This window comes from Burkholderia sp. ABCPW 11, assembly GCF_001523445.1.
Lineage (GTDB): Bacteria > Pseudomonadota > Gammaproteobacteria > Burkholderiales > Burkholderiaceae > Burkholderia.
Genome location: NZ_LOVM01000041.1, coordinates 53,787 through 74,678, shown reverse-complemented (window position 1 = coordinate 74,678; position 20,892 = coordinate 53,787). Strand labels below are relative to the sequence as shown.

General features: G+C 68.1%; 19 protein-coding genes and 1 riboswitch. Of the genes, 10 read left to right on the top strand and 9 right to left on the bottom strand.

Annotated elements, in window-relative coordinates:
- Positions 1 to 6: 6 nt before the first annotated feature.
- The 5 genes from lpdA to WS61_RS17590 form a co-directional block, all read right to left on the bottom strand.
- Positions 7 to 1,398 (bottom strand): dihydrolipoyl dehydrogenase, encoded by a 1,392-nt coding sequence (lpdA, locus tag WS61_RS17610; protein ID WP_059501896.1) that lies wholly within the window; start codon positions 1,396 to 1,398, stop codon positions 7 to 9.
- Between the two features lie 4 nt (positions 1,399 to 1,402).
- Entirely contained in the window at positions 1,403 to 2,716 is a 1,314-nt protein-coding gene (locus WS61_RS17605; protein ID WP_059501894.1) for a dihydrolipoamide acetyltransferase family protein, read from the bottom strand.
- A gap of 1 nt (position 2,717) precedes the next feature.
- Positions 2,718 to 3,758: an alpha-ketoacid dehydrogenase subunit beta gene (locus tag WS61_RS17600; protein WP_059501892.1), complete on the bottom strand. Its 1,041-nt coding sequence runs from the start codon at positions 3,756 to 3,758 to the stop codon at positions 2,718 to 2,720.
- A 2-nt stretch (positions 3,759 to 3,760) separates the two neighbouring features.
- A complete protein-coding gene (locus WS61_RS17595) occupies positions 3,761 to 4,993 on the bottom strand; it encodes a 3-methyl-2-oxobutanoate dehydrogenase (2-methylpropanoyl-transferring) subunit alpha (RefSeq protein WP_059501890.1) in 1,233 nt (410 codons plus the stop codon).
- 401 nt (positions 4,994 to 5,394) lie between these two features.
- The gene (locus tag WS61_RS17590; RefSeq protein ID WP_059501889.1) at positions 5,395 to 6,021 is read right to left on the bottom strand and encodes a flavin reductase family protein; all 627 of its coding nucleotides are present in this window, start codon (positions 6,019 to 6,021) and stop codon (positions 5,395 to 5,397) included.
- 849 nt (positions 6,022 to 6,870) lie between these two features.
- Between WS61_RS17590 and WS61_RS17585 the strand changes: the two genes are divergently transcribed.
- The 7 genes from WS61_RS17585 (at position 6,871) to WS61_RS17555 (ending at position 14,108) form a co-directional block, all read left to right on the top strand.
- Complete coding sequence (locus WS61_RS17585) at positions 6,871 to 7,896, top strand: substrate-binding domain-containing protein (RefSeq protein WP_059501887.1); 1,026 nt, start codon at positions 6,871 to 6,873, stop codon at positions 7,894 to 7,896.
- 66 nt (positions 7,897 to 7,962) lie between these two features.
- A complete protein-coding gene (locus WS61_RS17580) occupies positions 7,963 to 8,991 on the top strand; it encodes an ABC transporter substrate-binding protein (RefSeq protein WP_059501885.1) in 1,029 nt (342 codons plus the stop codon).
- A gap of 17 nt (positions 8,992 to 9,008) precedes the next feature.
- Entirely contained in the window at positions 9,009 to 9,833 is an 825-nt protein-coding gene (locus WS61_RS17575; RefSeq protein ID WP_059501884.1) for an ABC transporter permease, read from the top strand.
- Positions 9,834 to 9,843: 10 nt separating this feature from the next.
- Positions 9,844 to 10,746, top strand: a complete 903-nt coding sequence (locus WS61_RS17570) for an ABC transporter permease (RefSeq protein WP_059501883.1) — start codon at positions 9,844 to 9,846, stop codon at positions 10,744 to 10,746.
- Positions 10,747 to 10,758: 12 nt separating this feature from the next.
- The gene (locus tag WS61_RS17565; RefSeq protein WP_059501881.1) at positions 10,759 to 11,790 is read left to right on the top strand and encodes an ABC transporter ATP-binding protein; all 1,032 of its coding nucleotides are present in this window, start codon (positions 10,759 to 10,761) and stop codon (positions 11,788 to 11,790) included.
- A gap of 84 nt (positions 11,791 to 11,874) precedes the next feature.
- Positions 11,875 to 12,699 (top strand): phosphodiesterase, encoded by an 825-nt coding sequence (locus tag WS61_RS17560; protein ID WP_059501879.1) that lies wholly within the window; start codon positions 11,875 to 11,877, stop codon positions 12,697 to 12,699.
- 209 nt (positions 12,700 to 12,908) lie between these two features.
- Complete coding sequence (locus tag WS61_RS17555) at positions 12,909 to 14,108, top strand: MFS transporter (RefSeq protein WP_059501877.1); 1,200 nt, start codon at positions 12,909 to 12,911, stop codon at positions 14,106 to 14,108.
- Between the two features lie 21 nt (positions 14,109 to 14,129).
- Here the strand turns inward: WS61_RS17555 and WS61_RS17550 are convergent, their stop codons facing one another.
- Positions 14,130 to 15,308, bottom strand: a complete 1,179-nt coding sequence (locus WS61_RS17550; protein ID WP_059502113.1) for an EamA family transporter — start codon at positions 15,306 to 15,308, stop codon at positions 14,130 to 14,132.
- A gap of 480 nt (positions 15,309 to 15,788) precedes the next feature.
- On the opposite strand from WS61_RS17550, the gene WS61_RS17545 reads away from it, so the two are divergent.
- Together WS61_RS17545 and WS61_RS17540 are read left to right on the top strand one after the other, a co-directional pair.
- Entirely contained in the window at positions 15,789 to 16,142 is a 354-nt protein-coding gene (locus WS61_RS17545) for a type II toxin-antitoxin system RelE/ParE family toxin (protein WP_059501875.1), read from the top strand.
- Entirely contained in the window at positions 16,139 to 16,420 is a 282-nt protein-coding gene (locus WS61_RS17540; protein WP_034206864.1) for a helix-turn-helix domain-containing protein, read from the top strand. The genes WS61_RS17545 and WS61_RS17540 overlap by 4 nt, the downstream gene beginning before the upstream one ends.
- Before the next feature lie 37 nt (positions 16,421 to 16,457).
- On the opposite strand, the gene WS61_RS17535 is transcribed toward WS61_RS17540, so the two are convergent.
- The 3 genes from WS61_RS17535 to WS61_RS17525 all read right to left on the bottom strand — a co-directional run bounded on the left by WS61_RS17535 (position 16,458) and on the right by WS61_RS17525 (position 18,244).
- Positions 16,458 to 17,246 carry a molybdopterin-dependent oxidoreductase gene (locus tag WS61_RS17535; RefSeq protein ID WP_059501873.1) on the bottom strand — a complete coding sequence of 263 codons (789 nt, stop codon included), beginning with the start codon at positions 17,244 to 17,246 and terminating at the stop codon, positions 16,458 to 16,460.
- Positions 17,247 to 17,275: 29 nt separating this feature from the next.
- Positions 17,276 to 17,908 carry a cytochrome b/b6 domain-containing protein gene (locus WS61_RS17530; RefSeq protein WP_059502106.1) on the bottom strand — a complete coding sequence of 211 codons (633 nt, stop codon included), beginning with the start codon at positions 17,906 to 17,908 and terminating at the stop codon, positions 17,276 to 17,278.
- Positions 17,909 to 17,986: 78 nt separating this feature from the next.
- Positions 17,987 to 18,244: a pentapeptide MXKDX repeat protein gene (locus WS61_RS17525; RefSeq protein WP_034206862.1), complete on the bottom strand. Its 258-nt coding sequence runs from the start codon at positions 18,242 to 18,244 to the stop codon at positions 17,987 to 17,989.
- A gap of 270 nt (positions 18,245 to 18,514) precedes the next feature.
- A riboswitch (TPP riboswitch) is annotated at positions 18,515 to 18,631 on the top strand.
- Between the two features lie 124 nt (positions 18,632 to 18,755).
- Between WS61_RS17525 and thiC the strand changes: the two genes are divergently transcribed.
- Positions 18,756 to 20,687 (top strand): phosphomethylpyrimidine synthase ThiC, encoded by a 1,932-nt coding sequence (thiC, locus tag WS61_RS17520; protein ID WP_034206861.1) that lies wholly within the window; start codon positions 18,756 to 18,758, stop codon positions 20,685 to 20,687.
- Positions 20,688 to 20,892: the final 205 nt, after the last annotated feature.

Here is a 20,892-nt window from a genome sequence, read left to right as displayed (position 1 = left end):
AACAGGTCACACGTGCAGCGCGTGCCCGAGCGCGCGCAGCGCCGCTTCCTGAAGCGCCTCGCCGAGCGTCGGATGCGCGTGAATCGTGCCGCCGATGTCTTCGAGCCGCGCGCCCATCTCCAGCGACTGCGAGAACGCCGCGGCCAGCTCCGACACCCCGCGCCCGACCGCCTGCCAGCCGACGATCACGTGATCGTCGCGGCGCGCGACGACGCGCACGAACCCGTCGGTCGCCTGCAACGTCATCGCCCGCCCGTTCGCGGCGAACGGGAACGATGCGCTCAGACAATCGACGCCGGCCGCATGTGCGTCGTCCGGCGACCAGCCGGCCGTCACGATCTCGGGGTCGGTGAAGCACACGGCCGGAATCGACGCGGGCGTGAACCGGCGACGCCGACCGGCGATCAGCTCGGCCACCATCTCGCCTTGCGCCATCGCGCGATGCGCGAGCATCGGTTCGCCCGCGACGTCGCCGATCGCCCACACGTTGCGCATCGAGGTCCGGCATGCGTCGTCGATCCGCAGCGCGCGCCCGTTGCGATCGAGCAGCAGCGACTCGAGCCCGAAGCCGTCGACGCGCGGCCGGCGACCGACGGCGACCAGCACGCGATCGGCCGGCAGCGTGTGCTCGGCGCCGTCGGCCGCCCGCACGCGCACCGCGCCGCGCGCGTCCAGCCCGAGCACCGTGTGGCCGAGCCGCAACCGCACGCCGAGGCGCGCGAGCGAATCGGCGACCGGCCGCACGAGTTCGGCATCGTACGCAGGCAGCACGCGCTCGGCCGCTTCGACGACGCTGACGTCGACGCCGAGCTTGCGATAGACGATCCCGAGTTCGAGCCCGATATAGCCGGCCCCGACGACGACCAGCCGCTTCGGCAGCGTCGCGGGCGACAGCGCTTCGGTGGACGACACGACATGCCCGCCGAACGGCATCGACGGCAGTTCGACCGGCTCCGAACCGGTCGCGAGCAGCAGGTGTTCGCAACCGATCCGCACTGCATGACCGCCGCCGACGACTTCGACGGTCTTGCCGTCGATCACGCGCGCTTCGCCGTGCAGCACGCGCACGCCGTTCTTCTTGAGCAGCGCGCCGACGCCGCGCGTCAGCCGGTCGACGATGCCGTCCTTCCACGCGACGCTTTCCGCGATGTCGATCTCGGGCGTGCGCACGCGGATCCCCAGCGCGCCCTCGCCGGCATGACCGCACGCCTGTTCGAACGCGTCGGCCACGTGGATCAATGCCTTCGACGGAATGCAGCCGATGTTCAGGCAGGTGCCGCCGAGCCGCTCGCGTTCGACGAGCATGGTCGGAATGCCGAGCTGGCCGGCGCGGATCGCGGCGACGTAACCGCCCGGGCCGCCGCCGATGACGAGCAGTGTGGTGTGTTCGTTCTTCATCGGCTCACTCCACGAACAGCAGTGCCGGGCGTTCGAGCACCGCGCGCACCGCCTGGATGAATGCGGCCGCGTCCGCGCCGTCGACGACGCGATGATCGAACGACGACGACAGGTTCATCATCTTGCGCGCGACGACCGCGCCGTCGCGGATCATCGGCCGCTCGACGATCCGGTTCACGCCGACGATGCCGACTTCCGGATGATTGATCACCGGCGTCGACACGATGCCGCCGAGCGCGCCGAGGCTCGAGATCGTGATCGTCGAGCCGCTCAGCTCGTCGCGCTGCGCGCGGTTCGCGCGCACCGCATCGGCGAGCCGCGCGATTTCCGCCGCGATCGACCACACGTCGCGCGCTTCCGCATGCCGCAGCACCGGCACCGTGAGGCCACCGTCCGTCTGCGTCGCGACGCCCATGTGCACCGCGCCGTAGCGCGTGACGACGCCCGCTTCGTCGTCGAAACGCGCGTTGATCTGCGGGAAATCGCGCAGCGCGATCACCATCGCGCGGATCAGCAGCGGCAGCGGCGTGAGCTTGCCGCGCGTGTCGCCGTGGCGGCGGTTCAGTTCCGTGCGCAACGATTCGAGCTCGGTGACGTCGATCTCCTCGACGTAGCTGAAATGCGGGATGCGGCGCTTCGCTTCCTGCATCTTGCGCGCGATCGCCCGCCGCAAACCGATCACCGGCACTTCGGTTTCGTCGTGGCGTTCGTCGTAGCCGCGCGGTTGCGATCCGTGCGCCGAGCTGCCGCCGGTGCGCGCATACGCGTCGAGATCCGCATGCAGGATCCGCCCGGCTTCGCCGGTGCCGCGCACATAGCGCAACTCGATGCCCATGTCCCACGCGCGCTGACGCACGGCCGGCGACGCGAGCGGCCGCTCTCCGGGCGCAAGCGCCGCGCGCGGCTGCGCGGCTGGTTCGTCGCGGCGCGGTTTCGCCGGTGCGCGCGGCGCTGCGGGCTGCGCAGGCGGCTCGGCCGGCGCGTCGGCCGCCGGCTTCGACGGCGCCGCCGCCGCGACCGGTGCGGTTGCTACCTTTGTTTCCCGCACCGGTGGCGCGGCCTTCAGATTGCCGTCGCCTTCGACTTCCAGCCGAATCAGCTCGCTGCCGACCGCCATCATCTCACCGATCCGGCCGCCCAGCTCGATCACCTTGCCCGCCACCGGCGACGGAATCTCGACCGCCGCCTTGTCGGTCATCACGTCGGCGAGCGGCTGGTCTTCCTTGATCGTCTGCCCGACTTCCACATGCCAGGCCACCAACTCGACCTCGGCGATCCCTTCGCCGATATCCGGCATCTTGATGACATGAATCCCCATCTCACGCCTCCATCACGCGTCGCAACGCTTCACCGACCCGGGCCGGGCCCGGAAAGTACGCCCACTCCTGCGCATGCGGATACGGCGTGTCCCAGCCCGTCGTGCGCTCGACCGGCGCTTCGAGGTGGTAGAAGCAGTGCTCCTGGACCAACGCCACGAGCTCCGCGCCATAACCGCAGGTGCGCGTCGCTTCGTGCACCACGACGCAGCGCCCGGTCTTGCGCACCGACGCGACGACCGTGTCGAGATCGAGCGGCCACAGCGTGCGCAGGTCGATCACTTCCGCGTCGATGCCCGTCTCCTCGGCCGCGGCGAGCGACACGTGCACCGTCGTGCCGTACGTCAGCACCGTCACGTCGTTGCCGGGGCGCACGACGGCGGCCGTATCGAGCGGCACCGTGTAGTAGCCTTCGGGCACCGCGCTCGCCGGATGCTTGAGCCACGACGTGACGGGCCGTTCGTGATGGCCGTCGAACGGGCCGTTGTACAGCCGTTTCGGTTCGAGGAAGATCACCGGATCGTCGTTCTCGATCGACGCGATCAGCAACCCTTTCGCGTCGTACGGATTCGACGGCATCACCGTGCGCAGCCCGCACACCTGCGTGAACATCGCCTCCGGGCTCTGACTGTGCGTCTGCCCGCCGTAGATGCCGCCGCCGCACGGCATCCGGATCGTCATCGGCGCGGTGAACTGGCCGGCCGAGCGGTAGCGCAGCCGCGCGCCTTCCGACACGATCTGGTCGGACGCCGGATAGAAATAGTCGGCGAACTGGATCTCGCAGACGGGGCGCAACCCGTACGCGCCCATCCCCACCGCCGCGCCGACGATCCCGCCTTCCGAGATCGGCGCATCGAACACGCGCGACTTTCCGTATTTGTTCTGCAGTCCTTCGGTACAGCGGAACACGCCGCCGAAGTAGCCGACGTCCTGCCCGAACACGACCACGTCGCTGTCGCGCCCGAGCATCACGTCCATCGCGGAGCGCAGCGCCTGGATCATCGTCATCGGCTGCGTCGCCGTTTCTGTCTCGTGTTGCGCCATGATCACGCTCCCAGTTCCTGGCGCTGACGGCGCAGGTGCGCGGGCAGCTCCTTGTATACGTCGTCGAACATCGACGCCGGCGACGGAATCCGGTCGTCGGCCAGCGTCCCGAATTTCTCCGCCTCCTTCTGCGCGGCGAGCACCTCGGCCTCGAGTTCGGCCGTCAGCGCATCGTGCGCGCCGTCCGACCAGATGCCCTTCGCGATCAGGTGGCGCTTGAAGCGCTCGATCGGATCGCCGAGCGGGAAATGCGACCAGTCGTCGCTCGGCCGGTACTTGGTCGGATCGTCCGACGTCGAATGCGCGCCCGCGCGGTAGGTCACCCACTCGATCAGCGTCGGGCCGAGATTGCGGCGCGCGCGTTCGGCCGCCCAGCTCGACGCCGCGTAGATCGCGAGGAAGTCGTTGCCGTCGACGCGCAGCGACGCGATCCCGCAGCCGACGCCGCGCCCGGCGAAGGTCGTGCCCTCGCCGCCCGCGATCGCCTGGAACGTCGAGATCGCCCACTGGTTGTTGACCACGTTCAATACGACCGGCGCACGGTACACGTGCGCGAACGTGAGCGCGGTGTGGAAATCGGCTTCGGCCGTCGCGCCGTCGCCGATCCACGCGGACGCGATCTTCGTGTCGCCCTTGATCGCCGACGCCATCGCCCAGCCGACCGCCTGGATGAACTGCGTCGCGAGATTGCCGGAAATGGAGAAGAAACCGGCTTCGCGGTCCGAGTACATCACCGGGAGTTGGCGGCCCTTCAGCGGATCGCCCTCGTTCGACATCAGTTGGCAAATCATCCGTTCGAGCGGCACGTCGCGCGCGATCAGGATGCTCTGCTGCCGGTACGTCGGAAAGCACATGTCGCCGTCTCGCAGCGCCATCGCGTGCGCTGTGCCGATCGCCTCCTCGCCGAGGCTCAACATGTAGAAGGAGATTTTCTTCTGGCGCTGCGCGATCATCATGCGCGCGTCGAAAATGCGGGTCTTGAGCATCGCGCGCAGCCCGGCGATCAGGCGCGCATCGTCGAGATCGGGCGCCCACGGGCCGACGGCCTTGCCGTTGTCGTCGAGCACGCGCACGAGGCTGCGGGCGAGATCGGCGGTGTCCGCCGCGGCTACGTCGATCGGCGGGCGGCGGACGGCGCCGGCCGGCGATAGATGCAGATAGGAAAAGTCCGTCTTGCAGCCCGGGCGCCCGGTGGGCTCCGGCACATGCAGACGCAATGGCTCTGACAGGCTCATCGTGTCGTCTCCACGCTCGATTGTGTCTCACGCTGTTTGGGAACGCGCAGGCCGGTTGCCGGCCTGCGCGCGAGCTGACGCACGGATAAGCACGTCAACCTTGGAAATCTATGCCTTGCAGCGGCGGACGTCGATGCCCAAGCCGCTCGTTCGCGGTGAGCAGATTTGCCATGGCGGATCGCCGCAGCGCGTGAGGTGCGGCCGGCGGAGTCGGCGCAGCACGGGTTTTGCGGTGCAGGGTCGTCGGGCGGGCGACGATCGGGCGTCGCCGACGGATCGGCGCGTCCCGATCATGTGAGGGTACGAAGCAAAAGACCCCGCGAAATCCTCGATCTCTGCGGGGTCTTTCAGGTTTGGGCGCGCGTGCGCCCGCTTGCCAGCTTACTGCGACGCGCGATCGATCACGCGTCGGGACGGAACAGGTCGAAGCGGCTGTCGGGCGTCACGTGCACGTAGGCCGACGGGCCGCCCGCACGAAGAATGATGCCCGCGCCGAACGTGTCGAAAATGCCGTCCTTCAGCAGGTCATGGCGGATATGAACGGCGACGACCTCGCCCAGCACCAGCGTGGCCGGCGTCTCGACACCGCGATGATCGCGCAGCCGGATCACGTCGGTCACCTTGCATTCGAAGTTCACGCCGCTTTCCGCGACGCGCGGCACGTCGACGAGACGCGACGGCACCGCGGTCAAGCCGCCCAGTTCGAATTCGTTCACGTCGTACGGCACGGCGGCGCAGGTCTGGTTCATCTGCTCGGCGAGATCGCGTGTCGCGAGATTCCACACGAACTCGCCGGTCTCCTGCACGTTGCGCACGCTGTCCTTCGCGGCGGTGCTCGAAAAACCGATGATCGGCGGGCGATAGTTGAACGCGTTGAAGAAGCTGTACGGCGCGAGATTGAGCGTGCCGTCGCTGCCGCGGGAGGAGATCCAGCCGATCGGGCGCGGGCCCACGATCGCGTTCAACGGATCGTGCGGCAGGCCGTGGCCTTGCGAGGGTTCGTAATAATGATGGGTCGAGTCGGTCATGACGGATGGGATTGCGAGAGGCGAACTGCGTTGGAATGCGTCGGTAAGAAGCGCGTGCCAAGTATCACATGGCGTCGCTTTCGTCGCATCGACGCGCAGCGCGTGGCGCTGCATGCATCCGCACCAAACAAAAAAACCCGCGAGCGCTGCATTTCTCGCGGGTTTTTCACACCTTCATCGATCGAATCGGCGCAATCGATGGTGCCGGGGACCGGACTTGAACCGGCAAGCCAATTAAGGCGGCGGATTTTCGTCACACTGCTTCTTTCGAAGCCGGCGTCGCATGCGCGAACCGTTCGTGCGCTGGACTATGCCTTCACCGTCGCGCGCGGGCGTGACCGCTGCCCGTGTGCCTTAGGTGCCCCCCGTCTAGTCTCTACACCTTCCTCGCGAGTGCCGCGAGGCTTGGCTCGGCGTTGCCTCGATGCGTACATCAGGGGTTTCGCCGAATTTGAAGGGTTCTGCACCGACCGTTTCCGGCCGGGCACTCAATCGTTTAAGTCCGCTATGTTTACCAATTTCATCACCCCGGCAAGAGGGCGGACGCGATTCTACCATTGCTTGGCGCATGCGTTCCCTCATTCCGCCGCGCCGCATCGCGACACCGGCCATCGTCGCACCGTTTCCTCCCGCGCATTCGACACCGATACGACACCGATACCACACGGCCGACGATTTCGTCCCGCGCCGCACCTTCGTGCCGATACAATCGACCGCGCGTGTCCGACGGCCTCAACCGTCTGACGTTTGTATCGTGCTCATGGCGAAACAAGCGTCGCATGCGTCATCGCGAAGTCACAAACGTTTTCGATAATTCCCCGGCCGAAAACGTTTACATCGCATGACTTCATGACCTCGACCATCAAGGACGTCGCCGCCCTCGCGGGCTTCTCGATCGCCACCGTTTCGCGTGCGATCAACGCGCCGCATACCGTCAGCCCCGCCACGCTGCAGACGATCCGCACCGCCATCGACACGCTGCAGTTCCGCCCGAGCCCGCTCGGCCGGCAACTGCGCGGCGAGCGCACGCGGCTCGTCGGCGTCGTCGTGCCGACGCTGTCGAACCCGGTGTTCGCCGACTGCCTGCAAGGCATCGATGCGCTCGCGACCGCGGCCGGTTTCAAGCTGATCCTGATGACGACCGAATACGACGCGGCGCGCGAACGTCATGCGATCGAGACGCTGCGCGAGCAGCGCGTCGAAGGGCTGATCCTCACCGTCGCGGACGCGGACACGCATCCGCTGCTCGACATGCTCGACCGCGACGGTCCGCACTACGTGCTGATGCACAACGACACGCAGCGCCGCCCGTCGGTGTCGGTCGACAACCGCCGCGCCGCCTATGACGGCGTGCGGCTGCTGACCGCGCGCGGCCACCGCCGCGTGCTGATGCTGGCCGGTTCGCTCGCGGCGTCGGATCGCGCACGCCAGCGTCATCTCGGTTATGCGCAAGCGCTCGACGAAGCCGGCGTCGCACCGCTGCCGCCCGTCGAAGTCGACTTCACCGCGCCCGAGCTACCCGATGCGGTGCTCGCGCATCTCACCGCGCACGCCACGCGTCCGACCGCCCTCTTCTGCAGCAACGACCTGCTCGCGATGGTCGTGATGCGCGGCCTGCGCCGCGCGGGTTTCTCGATCCCCGACGACCTGTCGGTGCTCGGCTTCGACGGGATCGCGATCGGCGAGCTGCTCGCGCCGCCGCTCGCGAGCGTCGCGACGCCGAACCGCGACATCGGCCGCCAAGCGTGGCAGCGTCTCGTCGAATGCATCGGCGGCGCCGCGATCGAGCGCACGTCGATGATCCTGCCGCATGCGGTGCGCGACGGCGCGACGGTTGCGCCGCCGGCTGCCGAGCTGCACTTGCGCGAGGCGTGATCGCAGGCCGCCGCCACGCATGCCGATATCCCCCCAGCGCTACACCCACTCGCCCGGAGACTCACCGTGTCCTTTCGCCTGACCTCGCTGCTGCGCGCGCTTGCCGCGCCGCTCGCCCTTGCCGCGCTCGTCGCCGGCGCCCCTGCGGCCCACGCCGACGAAACGGCGATCTGTTACAACTGCCCGCCCGAATGGGCCGACTGGGCCGCGCAGATCGCCGCGATCAAGCAGAAGACCGGCATCCGCGTGCCGTTCGACAACAAGAACTCGGGCCAGTCGATCGCGCAGTTGATCGCCGAACAGAAGAGCCCGGTGGCCGACGTCGTCTACCTCGGCGTGTCGTCTGCGTTCCAGGCGAAGGACAAGGGCGTGATCGCGCCGTACAAGCCCGCACACTGGAACGACATTCCCGCGAACCTGAAGGACCCGCAAGGCTACTGGTTCGCGATCCACTCGGGCACGCTCGGCTTCTTCGTGAACAAGGACGCGCTCGACGGCAAGCCGGTGCCGCGTTCGTGGGCCGATCTGCTGAAGCCCGAATACAAGGGCATGGTCGGCTATCTCGATCCGTCGAGCGCGTTCGTCGGCTATGCGGGCGCGGTCGCCGTCAACCAGGCGCTCGGCGGCAGCCTCGACGACTTCAAGCCGGGCCTCGACTGGTTCCGCAAGCTGAAGGCGAACGCGCCGATCGTGCCGAAGCAGACCGCGTATGCACGCGTGCTGTCCGGCGAGATTCCGATCCTGCTCGACTACGACTTCGATGCGTATCGCGCGAAATACAAGGACAACGCGAACGTCGAGTTCGTGATCCCGAAGGAAGGCACGATCGCGGTGCCGTACGTGATGAGCCTCGTGAAGGGTGCGCCGCACGACGCGAACGGCAAGAAGGTGCTCGACTTCGTGCTGTCCGACGAAGGCCAGAAGCTGTGGGCCAACGCATATCTGCGCCCGGTGCGTGCGCAGGCGCTCGGCGCCGACGTCGCCGCGAAGTTCCTGCCGGCGAGCGAATACGCGCGGGCGAAGTCGGTCGACTTCGGCAAGATGGCGGCCGGCCAGCAGGCGTTCGGCCAGCAGTACCTGCAGGTGATGCAGTAAGCGGCCGGTCCCACGTCATGCTCGACCTGACTTTCCCGCTGCGCTGGCGCGTCGCGCTCGTCGCGCCGGCGCTGGCGGTATTCGCCGCGTTCTGGCTCCTGCCGATGGCTGCGCTCGTGCAGGTGTCCGCCGACGGCGCCTTCTTCTCGCACTACGCGGCGCTGCTCGGCAACGCGCGTTACATGAAGAGCCTCGGCGAGACGGTTGCGCTGTCCGCGGGCGTCACGCTCGCGACGCTCGCGCTGTCGACCGTTTCCGGCCTGCTGCTCGCGCGCCGCGAATTCGCCGGCAAGCGCGTGCTGCTCGCGTTGCTCACGTTTCCGCTCGCGTTCCCGGGCGTCGTCGTCGGCTTCATGGTGATCATGCTCGCGGGGCGCCAGGGGTTGATCGGCATGCTGTCGGCGAAGCTCGTCGGCGACAAATGGGTGTTCGCCTATTCGGTGGCGGGCCTGTTCGTCGGCTACCTGTACTTCTCGATTCCGCGCGTGATCGTCACCGTGATCGCGGCCGCGTCGAAGCTCGACGCGTCGCTCGAGGAAGCCGCGCGTTCGCTCGGCGCGTCGCCGTGGCGCATCTTCGTCGACATCGTGCTGCCCGCGCTCGCGCCGGGGCTGATCGCGGCCGGCGCGATCTGCTTCGCGACCGCGATGGGCGCGTTCGGCACCGCGTTCACGCTCGCCACCGATCTGAACGTGCTGCCGATGACGATCTACACCGAATTCACGCTGAACGCGAACATCGCGACGGCGGCCGGCCTGTCGATCGTGCTCGGCATCGTCACCTGGGCCGTGCTCGCGCTCGCGCGCCGCTTCACCGGCCACACCGCCGCTGCCGCGGCCTGAGGATTCCCGCATGCAATCGCTTTCCGGCTCTTCCACGCCGTCGCCGGCCCCCGCCCCGGCTCCGTTGCAAACGACGCGCGCCGCGCGGCATGCGCCGCGCGTCGCCGGCGCGCGTGCGATCGCCGCGCTGCAATGGGGCGTCACGCTGCTGCTGTGCGCGTTCCTGATCGTGCCCGTCGTGATGTCGGTGCTCGCGGGCCTCACCGTCAACTATTTCCGCGGCCTGTCGAGCGGCCTCACGCTGCGCTGGCTCGAACAAGTGTGGCAGCAGTATCACGGCTCGGTCGCGCTGTCGCTCTACGTCGCGTTCGCGACGCTCGCGATCGTGCTCGTCGTCGGCGTGCCGGCCGGCTATGCGCTCGCGCGCAGCAAGAGCCGCATCGCGCGTGCGATCGAGGAAGCGCTCGTGCTGCCGGTCGCGCTGCCGGGGCTGGCTTCGGCGCTCGCGCTGCTGGTCGTGTACGGCGGCTTCACCGCGTTCCGGATGAGCCTGTGGTTCATCGTCGTGGGCCACGTCGTGTTCACGCTGCCGTTCATGGTGCGCGCGGTGGCGGCCGTCGCGGCCGGCGCCGACCTGCGCACGCTCGAGGAAGGCGCGGCGAGCCTCGGTGCGTCGTTCGTCACGCGTTTCGTCACGATCGTGCTGCCGAACCTGCGGCCCGGGATCGTCGCCGGCGCGCTCGCGGTGCTCACGCTGTCGATCGGCGAATTCAATCTCACGTGGATGCTGCACACGCCCGACACCAAGACGCTGCCGGTCGGGCTCGCCGATACGTATGCGTCGCTGCGCCTCGAAGTCGGCAGCGCGTACACGATCCTGTTCCTGCTGATGACGCTGCCGCTGCTCGTCGCGATGCAGTGGCTCGGCGTCGATCCGTCCGGTACGCGCGCGCCGAAGAAGCGCCCGCGCTGATTTCTTGCAGACATGAAACTCGATTCCACTCCCATTACCCTGACCGGCTGCGCGAAGACGTTCCGCGGCACCCGCGTGCTCGAACCGCTCGACCTGTCGATCGGCGCCGGCGAAACGCTCGTGCTGCTCGGGCCATCGGGCTGCGGCAAGACGACCACGCTGCGCCTGATCGCGGGCCTCGACACGCCGGACGCCGGCGGCAAGATCGCATTCGGCGACGACGACGTCACCCTGCTGCCGATCGAGCGCCGGCAGGTCGGCATGGTGTTCCAGAACTACGCGCTGTTTCCGAACCTGAAGGTGCGCGGCAACGTCGGCTACGGGCTGAAGATCCGCAAGACCGAACCGCGCGCGTTGCGCGAACGCGTCGACGAGCTGCTCGCGATGATGCGGCTCGATGCGCATGCGGACAAACCGGTCGATCAACTGTCGGGCGGCCAGCGTCAGCGCGTCGCGCTGGCGCGCGCGCTCGCGGTGCGCCCGCGCGTGCTGCTGCTCGACGAACCGCTGACCGCGCTCGACGCGAAGCTGCGCGATGTGCTGCGCCGCGACATGAACACGCTGCTGCGCGCGCTCGGCGTGACGACCGTCTACGTGACGCACGATCAGGCCGAAGCGATGGAGCTCGGCGACCGGATCGTCGTGATGGGCGCGGGCCGCATCGAGCAGATCGGTACGCCGCGCGAGATCTACTACCACCCCGCGAACCGGACGGTCGCGCAGTTCATCGGCACGCTGAACCGGCTGGCGGGCCAGTGGCGCGACGGCGCGCTCGCAACGACGGGCGGCGCGATCGTCACGCCGCATGCGGCCGACGAATGGTTCTTCCGCCCCGAGGATGCGCAGCTCGCCGATCCCGCCCATGCGCCGCTGCGCGGCGCCGTCGGCGCGTGCGCGTTCCTCGGCGAGCGCACGCGGCTCACGATCGAGCACGCGGCGCCCGACGCGCTCGTGATCGACGTGCCGGGCCGCATCGCGCTCGCACGCGGTACGGCGGTCGGCCTCACGATCGCGCCGGAAGGCCTGATCGCGCTCGGCGCGTAAGCCTTCGATCGGGCATCATTCACGCAACACCCCACGGCGGCGCACGCCGCCGGGACAACAACCAGACGATTCCGAGGAACGACGATGCTGCTTGCTCAAATCAGCGATCTCCACATCAAGCGCCCGGGCCAGCTCGCGTACCGGCGCGTCGATACGGCGGCCGCGCTCGCCCGCTGCATCGCGAAGCTGAACGCGCTCGTGCCGCGCCCCGACGCCGTGCTCGTCACCGGCGACCTGACCGACTTCGGCCACGATGAAGAGTACGGCAACCTGCGCGGACTGCTCGCGGCGCTCGAGATTCCGTACTACCTGATGATCGGCAATCACGACGACCGCGCCGGATTGCGCCGCGCGTTCGCCGATCGCGCCGAGCTGCAGGACGGCGAATTCGTGCAGTACGCGCTCGACGTCGGTGCGGTGCGCGTGCTCGCGCTCGATTCGCAAGTGCCGGGCGCGAGCCACGGCGACCTGTGCGACGCGCGGCTCGCGTGGCTCGCCGCGCAGCTCGACGCCGCGCGCGACCGGCCCGCGATCGTCGCGCTGCATCACCCGCCGTTCGCGTCGGGCATCGGCCACATGGACAAGCTGCGTCTCGCGCCCGCCGCCGCCGCGAAACTCGATGCGCTGCTGCGCGGTCATCCGAACGTCGAGCGCGTGCTGTGCGGCCACGTGCACCGCACGATGTTCACGCGCTTCGGCGGCACGCTCGCGTGCGCGGTGCCGTCGCCCGCGCACCAGGTCGCCTTCGACCTGCGAGCCGATGCGCCGTCCGCATTCCGGCTCGAACCGCCGGCGTTCGCGGTCCATCGCCATGCACCCGAGACGGGGATGACGTCGCATCACGTCTACGTGGACGAAGGGGCGGGACCGTATCCGTTCTATGAGCCGACCGGCGAGTTGGTCGACTGAACGACGTGAAGCGCGTGCCGTGACAGGCGGCGGCCGGTCAGTTGGGGTTGGGCCGTTGGGCCGTTGGGCCGTTGGGCCGTTGGGCCGGTTCGCCGCCGGCAGGATTCACGTCGCTCCGGTATGATCGGCAACCTCGACCGGCGCCCGGCCCGCCTGCGCACCCGACGCGTGCGCCGCCTGCCGCGCCGCCCCACTCCGTGCCTGCCGCCATGTCCACCGCCTCCACCGACCGCCCGACCGACGCCGCCTCGCCCCACTACTCGCGCAGCCTGCTGTTGCTGCTCGCGACGATCGCGGGCGTGTCGGTCGCGAACATCTACTACAACCAGCCGCTGCTCGACAGCTTCCGCTCGGCCTTTCCGGACGGCGCATCGTGGATCGGCGCGGTACCGACCGCGACGCAGCTCGGCTATGCGGCCGGCATGTTCCTGCTCGCGCCGCTCGGCGACCGCTTCGATCGCCGCGGGCTGATCCTGCTGCAGATCGCGGGGCTGTCGATCGCGCTGATCGTGGCGGCCACCGCGCCGTCGCTGGCCGTGCTCGCGGCCGCAAGCCTCGCGATCGGCATCCTCGCGACCATCGCGCAGCAGGCCGTGCCGTTCGCCGCCGAGATCGCGCCGCCGGCCGAGCGCGGCCACGCGGTCGGCACCGTGATGAGCGGCCTGCTGCTCGGCATCCTGCTCGCGCGCACCGCCGCCGGCTTCGTCGCCGAGTATTTCGGCTGGCGCGCGGTGTTCGCCGCATCGGTCGCGGCGCTGGTCGCGCTCGCCGTCGTGATCGTGCTGCGGCTGCCGCGCAGCTCGCCGACGTCGACGCTGTCGTACGGCAAGCTGCTCGGCTCGATGTGGCACCTGGCCGTCGAACTGCGCGGGCTGCGCGAGGCGTCGCTCACAGGCGCCGCGCTGTTCGCGGCGTTCAGCGCGTTCTGGCCGGTGCTCACGCTGCTGCTCGCCGGCGCGCCGTTCCATCTCGGCCCGCAGGCGGCCGGCCTGTTCGGGATCGTCGGCGCCGCGGGCGCACTCGCCGCGCCGTATGCGGGCCGCTTCGCGGACACGCGCGGCCCGCGGGCGATCATCTCGCTCGCGATCGCACTGCTCGCGCTGTCGTTCGTGATCTTCGCGCTGTCGGGGTCGAGCCTCGTCGGGCTCGTAATCGGCGTGGTCGTGCTCGACGTGGGCGTACAGGCCGCGCAGATCTCGAACCAGTCGCGCATCTATGCGCTGAAGCCCGACGCGCGCAGCCGCGTCAACACGGTGTACATGGTGTGCTATTTCATCGGCGGCGCGCTCGGCTCGTCGGCCGGCGTCGCCGCATGGCGCGCGTTCGGCTGGACCGGCATGTGCGCGGCCGGCCTGCTGTTTACCGCGCTCGCCGGCTGGTTCCACCATCGCGGCGGCCGGCGCGGCTGAGCGCGGCCGGCCACCGCGGCGTCACGCGTCGGTGCGCGAGGCGGCCGGCTCGGCCGCGGGCGGCGGCGCGAACGCCGGAGCCGGGTCGATCACCGCGCCGGGATCCATCACCGCCGCGGGTGCCGGCACCGCGAGCGGGACAGCGGAAGGCGCGAGGATCGGCGCCGCATCCGGCGTGGCGATCTGCTCGGCGACGGCGGAAGCGTCCGCCGCACCCGCCTGCTCGGCCGCGACGGCCGGCGAGCCTGTGGCCGTGGCCGCCGCCGCAGGCCGGCGCGCCGGATCGAACACGAACGACAACCCGACGCTGCCGAGGATCGCGACGGTCGCGACCACGGTCGCCATCGTCACCGGTTCGCCCAGCAGCAACGCACCGAGCGCGACCGCGACGATCGGATTCACGTACATGCAACTGCTCGCGATGATCGGGCTCGTGTGGCGGATCAGATAGCCGTACGCGACGTACGCGGCCATCGTGCAGAACACCATCAGGTACACGAACGCAAACACGGACCCGACGGCCAGCTGTTCGACGCGTTCGCCGAGCAGCCACGCGACGATCGTCGACATCAGCCCACCGAGGCCGATCTGCAGCGACGTCGACAGAAACAGGTCGGACGGCAGCTTGAGCCGCGTCGCGAGATGCGCACCGCCTGCCCAGAACAGTGCGCCGGCCAGCACGCAGATCGTGCCGAGTGCCGAGTTCGCGGCGGCCGCGCCGCCCGAATTCAGCACGACGATGCCGACCATCCCCAGCGCGACGGCCGCCCATTCGCCCTTCGTCACCGGCCGCCCGGCGACCGCCGCGATCACGGTCGCGAACAACGGCACCGTGGCCACCATCACCGCGGCCGAACCGCTGCTGACCGTGCGCATGCCGAGCGCGATCGTGCCGGACGACAACGCGACGAGCATCGTGCCGACGATCGCCGCGTTGCGGATTTCCAGCAGCGTCGGCCATTCGGGCTTGCGCCGCAGCGCGAAGATGAAGAGGCCAACCCCGCCGAGCAGGTTGCGCAGCCCCGACAGCAACAGCGGCGGGAACGACTGCAGCGCGAAATGCAGCCCGCTGTAGGTCGAGCCCCAGACGAAATAGATGAAGACGAGCGCGAGCGCCACGCGGCCGCCGCGGCTTTGCGGCAGGCGGATCCGGAACGAAAAGCGGGCGAGGAAATCGAGGAGGCGGTCGAGCGGCGTCATCGTGCGGCCCGCCCGCACGTCACGCCGCGCGCTCCGCTGAAAAACGCCGGCGATGCCGGCAAACGGCCCACGCGGGACCGGGAAGGCAGAGCGAACGTGCGGAACGACATGGCAGTGCGAACGGCGACGAAAGAGAACCGGCGAGCGGCGGCAAAAGGCAAAAAAAACGTGCGCAGCCGTATCGGCTGCACACGCTCGGCATTATGGCATCAAGGATTCGAAAGCATCGTCGGACCTGTCTGAAAGCATATCGACTGATGTTTCGGCGCGACATTTTTCGCACGACGCCGGATGAAAGCGGCGGCTGAAAAATGGGGCTCGACATTGCCGCCCGTGCCGCGTTCGGCCCATCGCACGCGAGCCGTCGGCCGAACGGCCAGTTGTACATGGCCGTCGCCGTTTCGCCCTTATCGTGACGGGGCGACGCGTGCTGCGCGCCGCGCGCTCCGTTCGAACTGCATCTTCACGCCATACAAAATTTTGTATAATCTTCCCATTCTCCCGCCGAAGCCGGTCGTTTTCATCGGCAGCGCCCTCGACGCGCTTCGCGATTTCCCGCCTGCCGTACGACGCGAAGCCGGTCATCAGATCGATCAGGTGCAGCGCGGCCTGGCGCCCGACGACTGGAAACCGATGCGCACCATCGGCGTCGGCGTTCGGGAGATTCGCCTGCGCGACGCGAGCGGCGCATTCCGGATCGTCTATGTCGCGACGTTTGCCGATGCGGTCTATGTGCTGCATTGCTTCCGGAAGCAATCGGCGCGCACGAGCAAGGCCGATATCGAACTGGCCGCCCGGCGCTATCGCGCCCTGTTGACGGAGTGGAAACGATGACCAACGAACGCTACAAGAGCATCTGGGACGCGATCGAAGAGCAGCCCGCCGAGGCCGAGAACATGAAGCTGCGGTCCGAACTGATGATCGCGCTCAAGCAACGCCTCGCGCAGCTCGAACTCAGCCAGGCACAGGCCGCGAAACTGCTGGGCGTCACGCAGCCCCGCGTGTCCGACCTGATGCGCGGCAAGATCAACCTGTTCGCACTCGACGCGCTCGTCAACATGGCGGCGGCGGCCGGCCTGCACGTCGAGCTTCAGGTGCGGGAATCCGCATGACGCCGATGCGCGATGCATCTCGGCGCGCATGCGCCGGTCACGAGCCGCCGAACCAGTTGTACCCTTGATCGACCCAGTAGCCGCCCGGAAACGTATCGGTCACGAAGATTTCCATGATGTGCTTCGGGTTCTTGTAGCCGAGCTTGGTCGGCATCCGCAGCTTCATCGGGAAACCGTATTCCGGCGGCAGCCGGCGGCCGTCGTAGTCGAACGCGAGCAGCGTCTGCGGATGCAGCGCGGTCGGCATGTCGATGCTTTCGTAGTAATCGTCCGCACATTTGAAGCCGACGTATTTCGCACCGGTATCGGCACCCGCGCGTGCGAGAAACGCGCCGAACGGCGTGCCGCCCCAGCGGCCGATCGCACTCCACCCTTCCACGCAGATATGCCGCGTGATCTGTTCCGCGTGCGGCAGCGCCCGAAGCTCGTCGAGCGTCCACACGCGCTTGCCCGTCACGCGGCCGGACAGCACGAGCCGATACGTCGATTCGTCGACGTGCGGCACGTCGTCGATCCCGTAGTACGCATTGAACGGGAACGGCCGCGTGATGTCGGCTTCGGTGTAGGTCGGCGCGAGCCGGTCGGGGCTGAACAGCCATGCCTGCACGCGATCGTTCATGCGCGACACTTTCTCGAGGAACGTGTTGACCGACGCGTCGTCCTGCAACGTGCAGCCGGTCAGCATCGCGAGGCCGCCGAGCGTCAGCACGCGCCGGTTGAAGAGCCGTCGCGACGGCATCTCGAGCGTGCGGCGCACGTCGAGTTCGAGCGACTGCCGGTCGAGCGTCCAGCGCGACTCGCCGCGGTTTTTTTCGGATTCCGACATGATGATTTCCTTCACCCGCCACGCGCGGGTCAGTGGCCGCGCAGCATCGCGAGCAGCGAGCGCGGCACCAGCAACGCCATCGCGACGTGAACGACGACGAAGGCGACCAGCAGCGACATCGCCCAGAAGTGCACGATGCGCGCGTCGTCGTATCCGCCGAACAGCTCGCGCAACAGCGGAAATTGCACGGATTTCCAGATCGTCAGGCCCGACAGCACCAACACGACGAGATCGACGATCGCGGTCAGGTACGCGGCACGCTGCACCGCGTTGTAGACGCTCAGGTCGTCGTGCGACAGCCGGCCGCCGAGCGCGGCGCGCACGTCGCGCCACACCGACGCAGGCGTCACCGGCAGCAACTTGCGCGCGAAGCGCCCCGTCGCGATCGACATCGCGAGGTAGAACAGCCCGTTGCCGACCAGCAGCCACATCGCCGCGAAATGCCATTGCAGCGCGCCACCGAGCCAGCCGCCGAGCGTGATGCCGTGCGCGAACGTGAACGACGGATAGATCGGCGACGCGTCGTAGATGCGCCAGCCGGACAACACCATGAGGATCGCCGCGAGCGCGTTGAGCCAGTGGCTCGCGCGCACCCAGCGCGGATGGATCGTCGGCGCGGGCGGCGGCACGCCCGCGCGATCCGTGACAGGAACCGTTTGCATGATGATGACTCCGGGGATGAAGCGGCGGGACGCGGTGCGCGCCGGCAACCGGCCGGCCGCGCCCCGCGCACGCATTCGTCAGTTCGACGGGCTCATCGCGTCTTTCTTCATCGCGTCGTCCTTCTTCATCGCGTCGTGGCCCATCGCGTCCTTCTTCATCGCATGCTTCTTCATGCCGTCCTTCTTCATCGCACCGTCCTTCGCCATCGCGTCGTGACCCATCGCGTCCTTCGACATCGACATGCCGTCCTTCGACATTGCGTCGTTCTGCGCGTGGGCGCCCGTTGCGATCGTGGCAAGCGCGGCGACACAGGCGGCGAGGAATACGTTTTTCATGACATCTCTCCGATACATGGGTTTGGGAGCCGAATAGACGGAGGACGCCGCCGGAAATGACAGCGATGTCGAAAAATTTTTTGAAACCGGAAACACGGGATGGAAATGCTGCACTGCCCGCCCCTTCCGTCCCGGACGACATGGCGGATCGACGGCAGCGCTTGCCGCGGCGCACCGTGCGCGCACCGGCGGTCGCGATCCGCCGGCCGCCCGGCGCCATCGGCTTCGCACCCGGTTGAAACCGCCGGCAAGCCGGTGTATCGTGTGCCCTTGCTAACGCGGGGGTCCTGCAATGCGTTTGGTCGAACGACCGGCATTGCGGGTGAGAAATACCCTTTGAACCTGATCTGGATAATGCCAGCGCAGGGAAGCGTACGGGTTTCGCCGCCATCCTTCTGACGAAATCCGCCGCCTCACCAAGCCTCGTCTCCTGCTTAGCTCGAGCCCCACATTCGTCAAGGGCTCCGGGCAAGCGCCGAAGCGCCTGTCCGGCGCTCACACAGGAGATTGCATGAACGCCAATCCGAAGTTTCTGTCCGCCGACGCCCACGTCGACGCCGCTGCCGTCGCGCCGCTGCCCAATTCGCGAAAGGTGTATGTAACCGGCTCGCAGCCCGACATCCGCGTGCCGATGCGTGAAATCACGCAGGCCGACACCCCGACCGGCTTCGGCGGCGAAAAGAATCCGCCGATCTACGTGTACGACACGTCGGGCCCCTACACCGATCCGGACGCGAAGATCGACATCCGCGCGGGCCTGCCCGCGCTGCGCCAGCGCTGGATCGAAGCGCGCGGCGACACCGAGGTGCTCCCCGGCCTGTCGAGCCAATACGGCCTCGAGCGCGCGGCCGACCCGGCCACCGCCGACCTGCGCTTTCCGGGCCTGCACCGCAACCCGCGCCGCGCGCAGGCCGGCAAGAACGTCACGCAGATGCACTACGCGCGCCAGGGCATCATCACGCCGGAAATGGAATACATCGCGATCCGCGAGAACCAGCGCCGCGCCGAGTACATCGAGAGCCTGAAGTCGAGCGGCCCGAACGGCGCGAAGCTCGCCGCGATGATGGGCCGCCAGCACCCCGGCCAGGCGTTCGGCGCCGCGGCCTTCGGCGCGAACGCGCTCGCCGAGATCACGCCCGAATTCGTGCGCGACGAAGTCGCACGCGGCCGCGCGATCATTCCCGCGAACATCAACCACCCGGAATCCGAGCCGATGATCATCGGCCGCAACTTCCTCGTGAAGATCAACGCGAACATCGGCAACTCGGCCGTCACGTCGTCGATCGGCGAGGAAGTCGACAAGATGACGTGGGCGATCCGCTGGGGCGGCGACACGGTGATGGATCTGTCGACCGGCAAGCACATTCATGAAACGCGCGAGTGGATCATCCGCAACAGCCCGGTGCCGATCGGCACGGTGCCGATCTATCAGGCGCTCGAGAAGGTCAACGGCAAGGCCGAGGACCTGACGTGGGAAATCTTCCGCGACACGCTGATCGAACAGGCCGAGCAAGGCGTCGACTACTTCACGATCCACGCGGGCGTGCGCCTGCAGTACGTGCCGCTCACCGCGAACCGGATGACGGGCATCGTGTCGCGCGGCGGCTCGATCATGGCGAAGTGGTGCCTCGCGCATCACAAGGAAAGCTTCCTGTACGAACACTTCGAAGAGATCTGCGAGATCATGAAGGCGTACGACGTGAGCTTCTCGCTCGGCGACGGCCTGCGCCCCGGCTCGATCTACGACGCGAACGACGAAGCGCAGCTCGGCGAGCTGAAGACGCTCGGCGAGCTCACGCAGATCGCGTGGAAGCACGACGTGCAGGTGATGATCGAAGGCCCCGGCCACGTGCCGATGCAGTTGATCAAGGAGAACATGGATCTGCAGCTCGACTGGTGCAAGGAAGCGCCGTTCTACACGCTCGGGCCGCTGACCACCGACATCGCGCCGGGTTACGACCACATCACGTCGGGCATCGGCGCCGCGATGATCGGCTGGTTCGGCACCGCGATGCTGTGCTACGTGACGCCGAAGGAGCACCTTGGCCTGCCGAACAAGGACGACGTGAAGGAAGGCATCATCACGTACAAGCTCGCCGCGCACGCAGCCGACCTCGCCAAGGGTCACCCGGGCGCGCAGGTGCGCGACAATGCGCTGTCGAAAGCGCGTTTCGAGTTCCGCTGGGAAGACCAGTTCAACATCGGTCTCGACCCGGACAAGGCGCGCGAATTCCACGACGAGACGCTGCCGAAAGATTCGGCCAAGGTCGCGCACTTCTGCTCGATGTGCGGCCCGCATTTCTGCTCGATGAAGATCACGCAGGACGTGCGCGAATTCGCGGCCCAGCAGGGCGTGTCGGAAACCGAGGCGCTGAAGAAAGGGATGGAGGTCAAGGCGGTCGAGTTCGTGAAGACCGGCGCCGAAATCTACCACCGTCAGTAAGCGCGCCGCGAGCCGCATCGCGATGCACGCAGCCCGCTTTCGAGCGGGCTTTTTTGCGCATGTCGCGTGCCTGCCGGCCCATACGAAACAATTGATTACGAAACCGCGCGAGCCTTAACAAGTCCTTACAGCAGCGTCGCGGGACGGCGCGTAGATTGGGGACATGCGCGGCCGCCAGCCGGCCGTGTGCCTTCCGTTCACTACC

Excerpts from the sequence above, each read along its gene's own strand:
- lpdA (WP_059501896.1), bottom strand. The coding sequence starts at position 1,398 with ATGAAGAACGAACACACCACACTGCTCGTCATCGGCGGCGGCCCGGGC.
- WS61_RS17605 (WP_059501894.1), bottom strand. The coding sequence starts at position 2,716 with ATGGGGATTCATGTCATCAAGATGCCGGATATCGGCGAAGGGATCGCC.
- WS61_RS17600 (WP_059501892.1), bottom strand. The coding sequence starts at position 3,758 with ATGGCGCAACACGAGACAGAAACGGCGACGCAGCCGATGACGATGATC.
- WS61_RS17595 (WP_059501890.1), bottom strand. The coding sequence starts at position 4,993 with ATGAGCCTGTCAGAGCCATTGCGTCTGCATGTGCCGGAGCCCACCGGG.
- WS61_RS17590 (WP_059501889.1), bottom strand. The coding sequence starts at position 6,021 with ATGACCGACTCGACCCATCATTATTACGAACCCTCGCAAGGCCACGGC.
- WS61_RS17585 (WP_059501887.1), top strand. The coding sequence starts at position 6,871 with ATGACCTCGACCATCAAGGACGTCGCCGCCCTCGCGGGCTTCTCGATC.
- WS61_RS17575 (WP_059501884.1), top strand. The coding sequence starts at position 9,009 with ATGCTCGACCTGACTTTCCCGCTGCGCTGGCGCGTCGCGCTCGTCGCG.
- WS61_RS17570 (WP_059501883.1), top strand. The coding sequence starts at position 9,844 with ATGCAATCGCTTTCCGGCTCTTCCACGCCGTCGCCGGCCCCCGCCCCG.
- WS61_RS17565 (WP_059501881.1), top strand. The coding sequence starts at position 10,759 with ATGAAACTCGATTCCACTCCCATTACCCTGACCGGCTGCGCGAAGACG.
- WS61_RS17560 (WP_059501879.1), top strand. The coding sequence starts at position 11,875 with ATGCTGCTTGCTCAAATCAGCGATCTCCACATCAAGCGCCCGGGCCAG.
- WS61_RS17555 (WP_059501877.1), top strand. The coding sequence starts at position 12,909 with ATGTCCACCGCCTCCACCGACCGCCCGACCGACGCCGCCTCGCCCCAC.
- WS61_RS17550 (WP_059502113.1), bottom strand. The coding sequence starts at position 15,308 with ATGACGCCGCTCGACCGCCTCCTCGATTTCCTCGCCCGCTTTTCGTTC.
- WS61_RS17540 (WP_034206864.1), top strand. The coding sequence starts at position 16,139 with ATGACCAACGAACGCTACAAGAGCATCTGGGACGCGATCGAAGAGCAG.
- WS61_RS17535 (WP_059501873.1), bottom strand. The coding sequence starts at position 17,246 with ATGTCGGAATCCGAAAAAAACCGCGGCGAGTCGCGCTGGACGCTCGAC.
- WS61_RS17530 (WP_059502106.1), bottom strand. The coding sequence starts at position 17,908 with ATGCAAACGGTTCCTGTCACGGATCGCGCGGGCGTGCCGCCGCCCGCG.
- WS61_RS17525 (WP_034206862.1), bottom strand. The coding sequence starts at position 18,244 with ATGAAAAACGTATTCCTCGCCGCCTGTGTCGCCGCGCTTGCCACGATC.
- thiC (WP_034206861.1), top strand. The coding sequence starts at position 18,756 with ATGAACGCCAATCCGAAGTTTCTGTCCGCCGACGCCCACGTCGACGCC.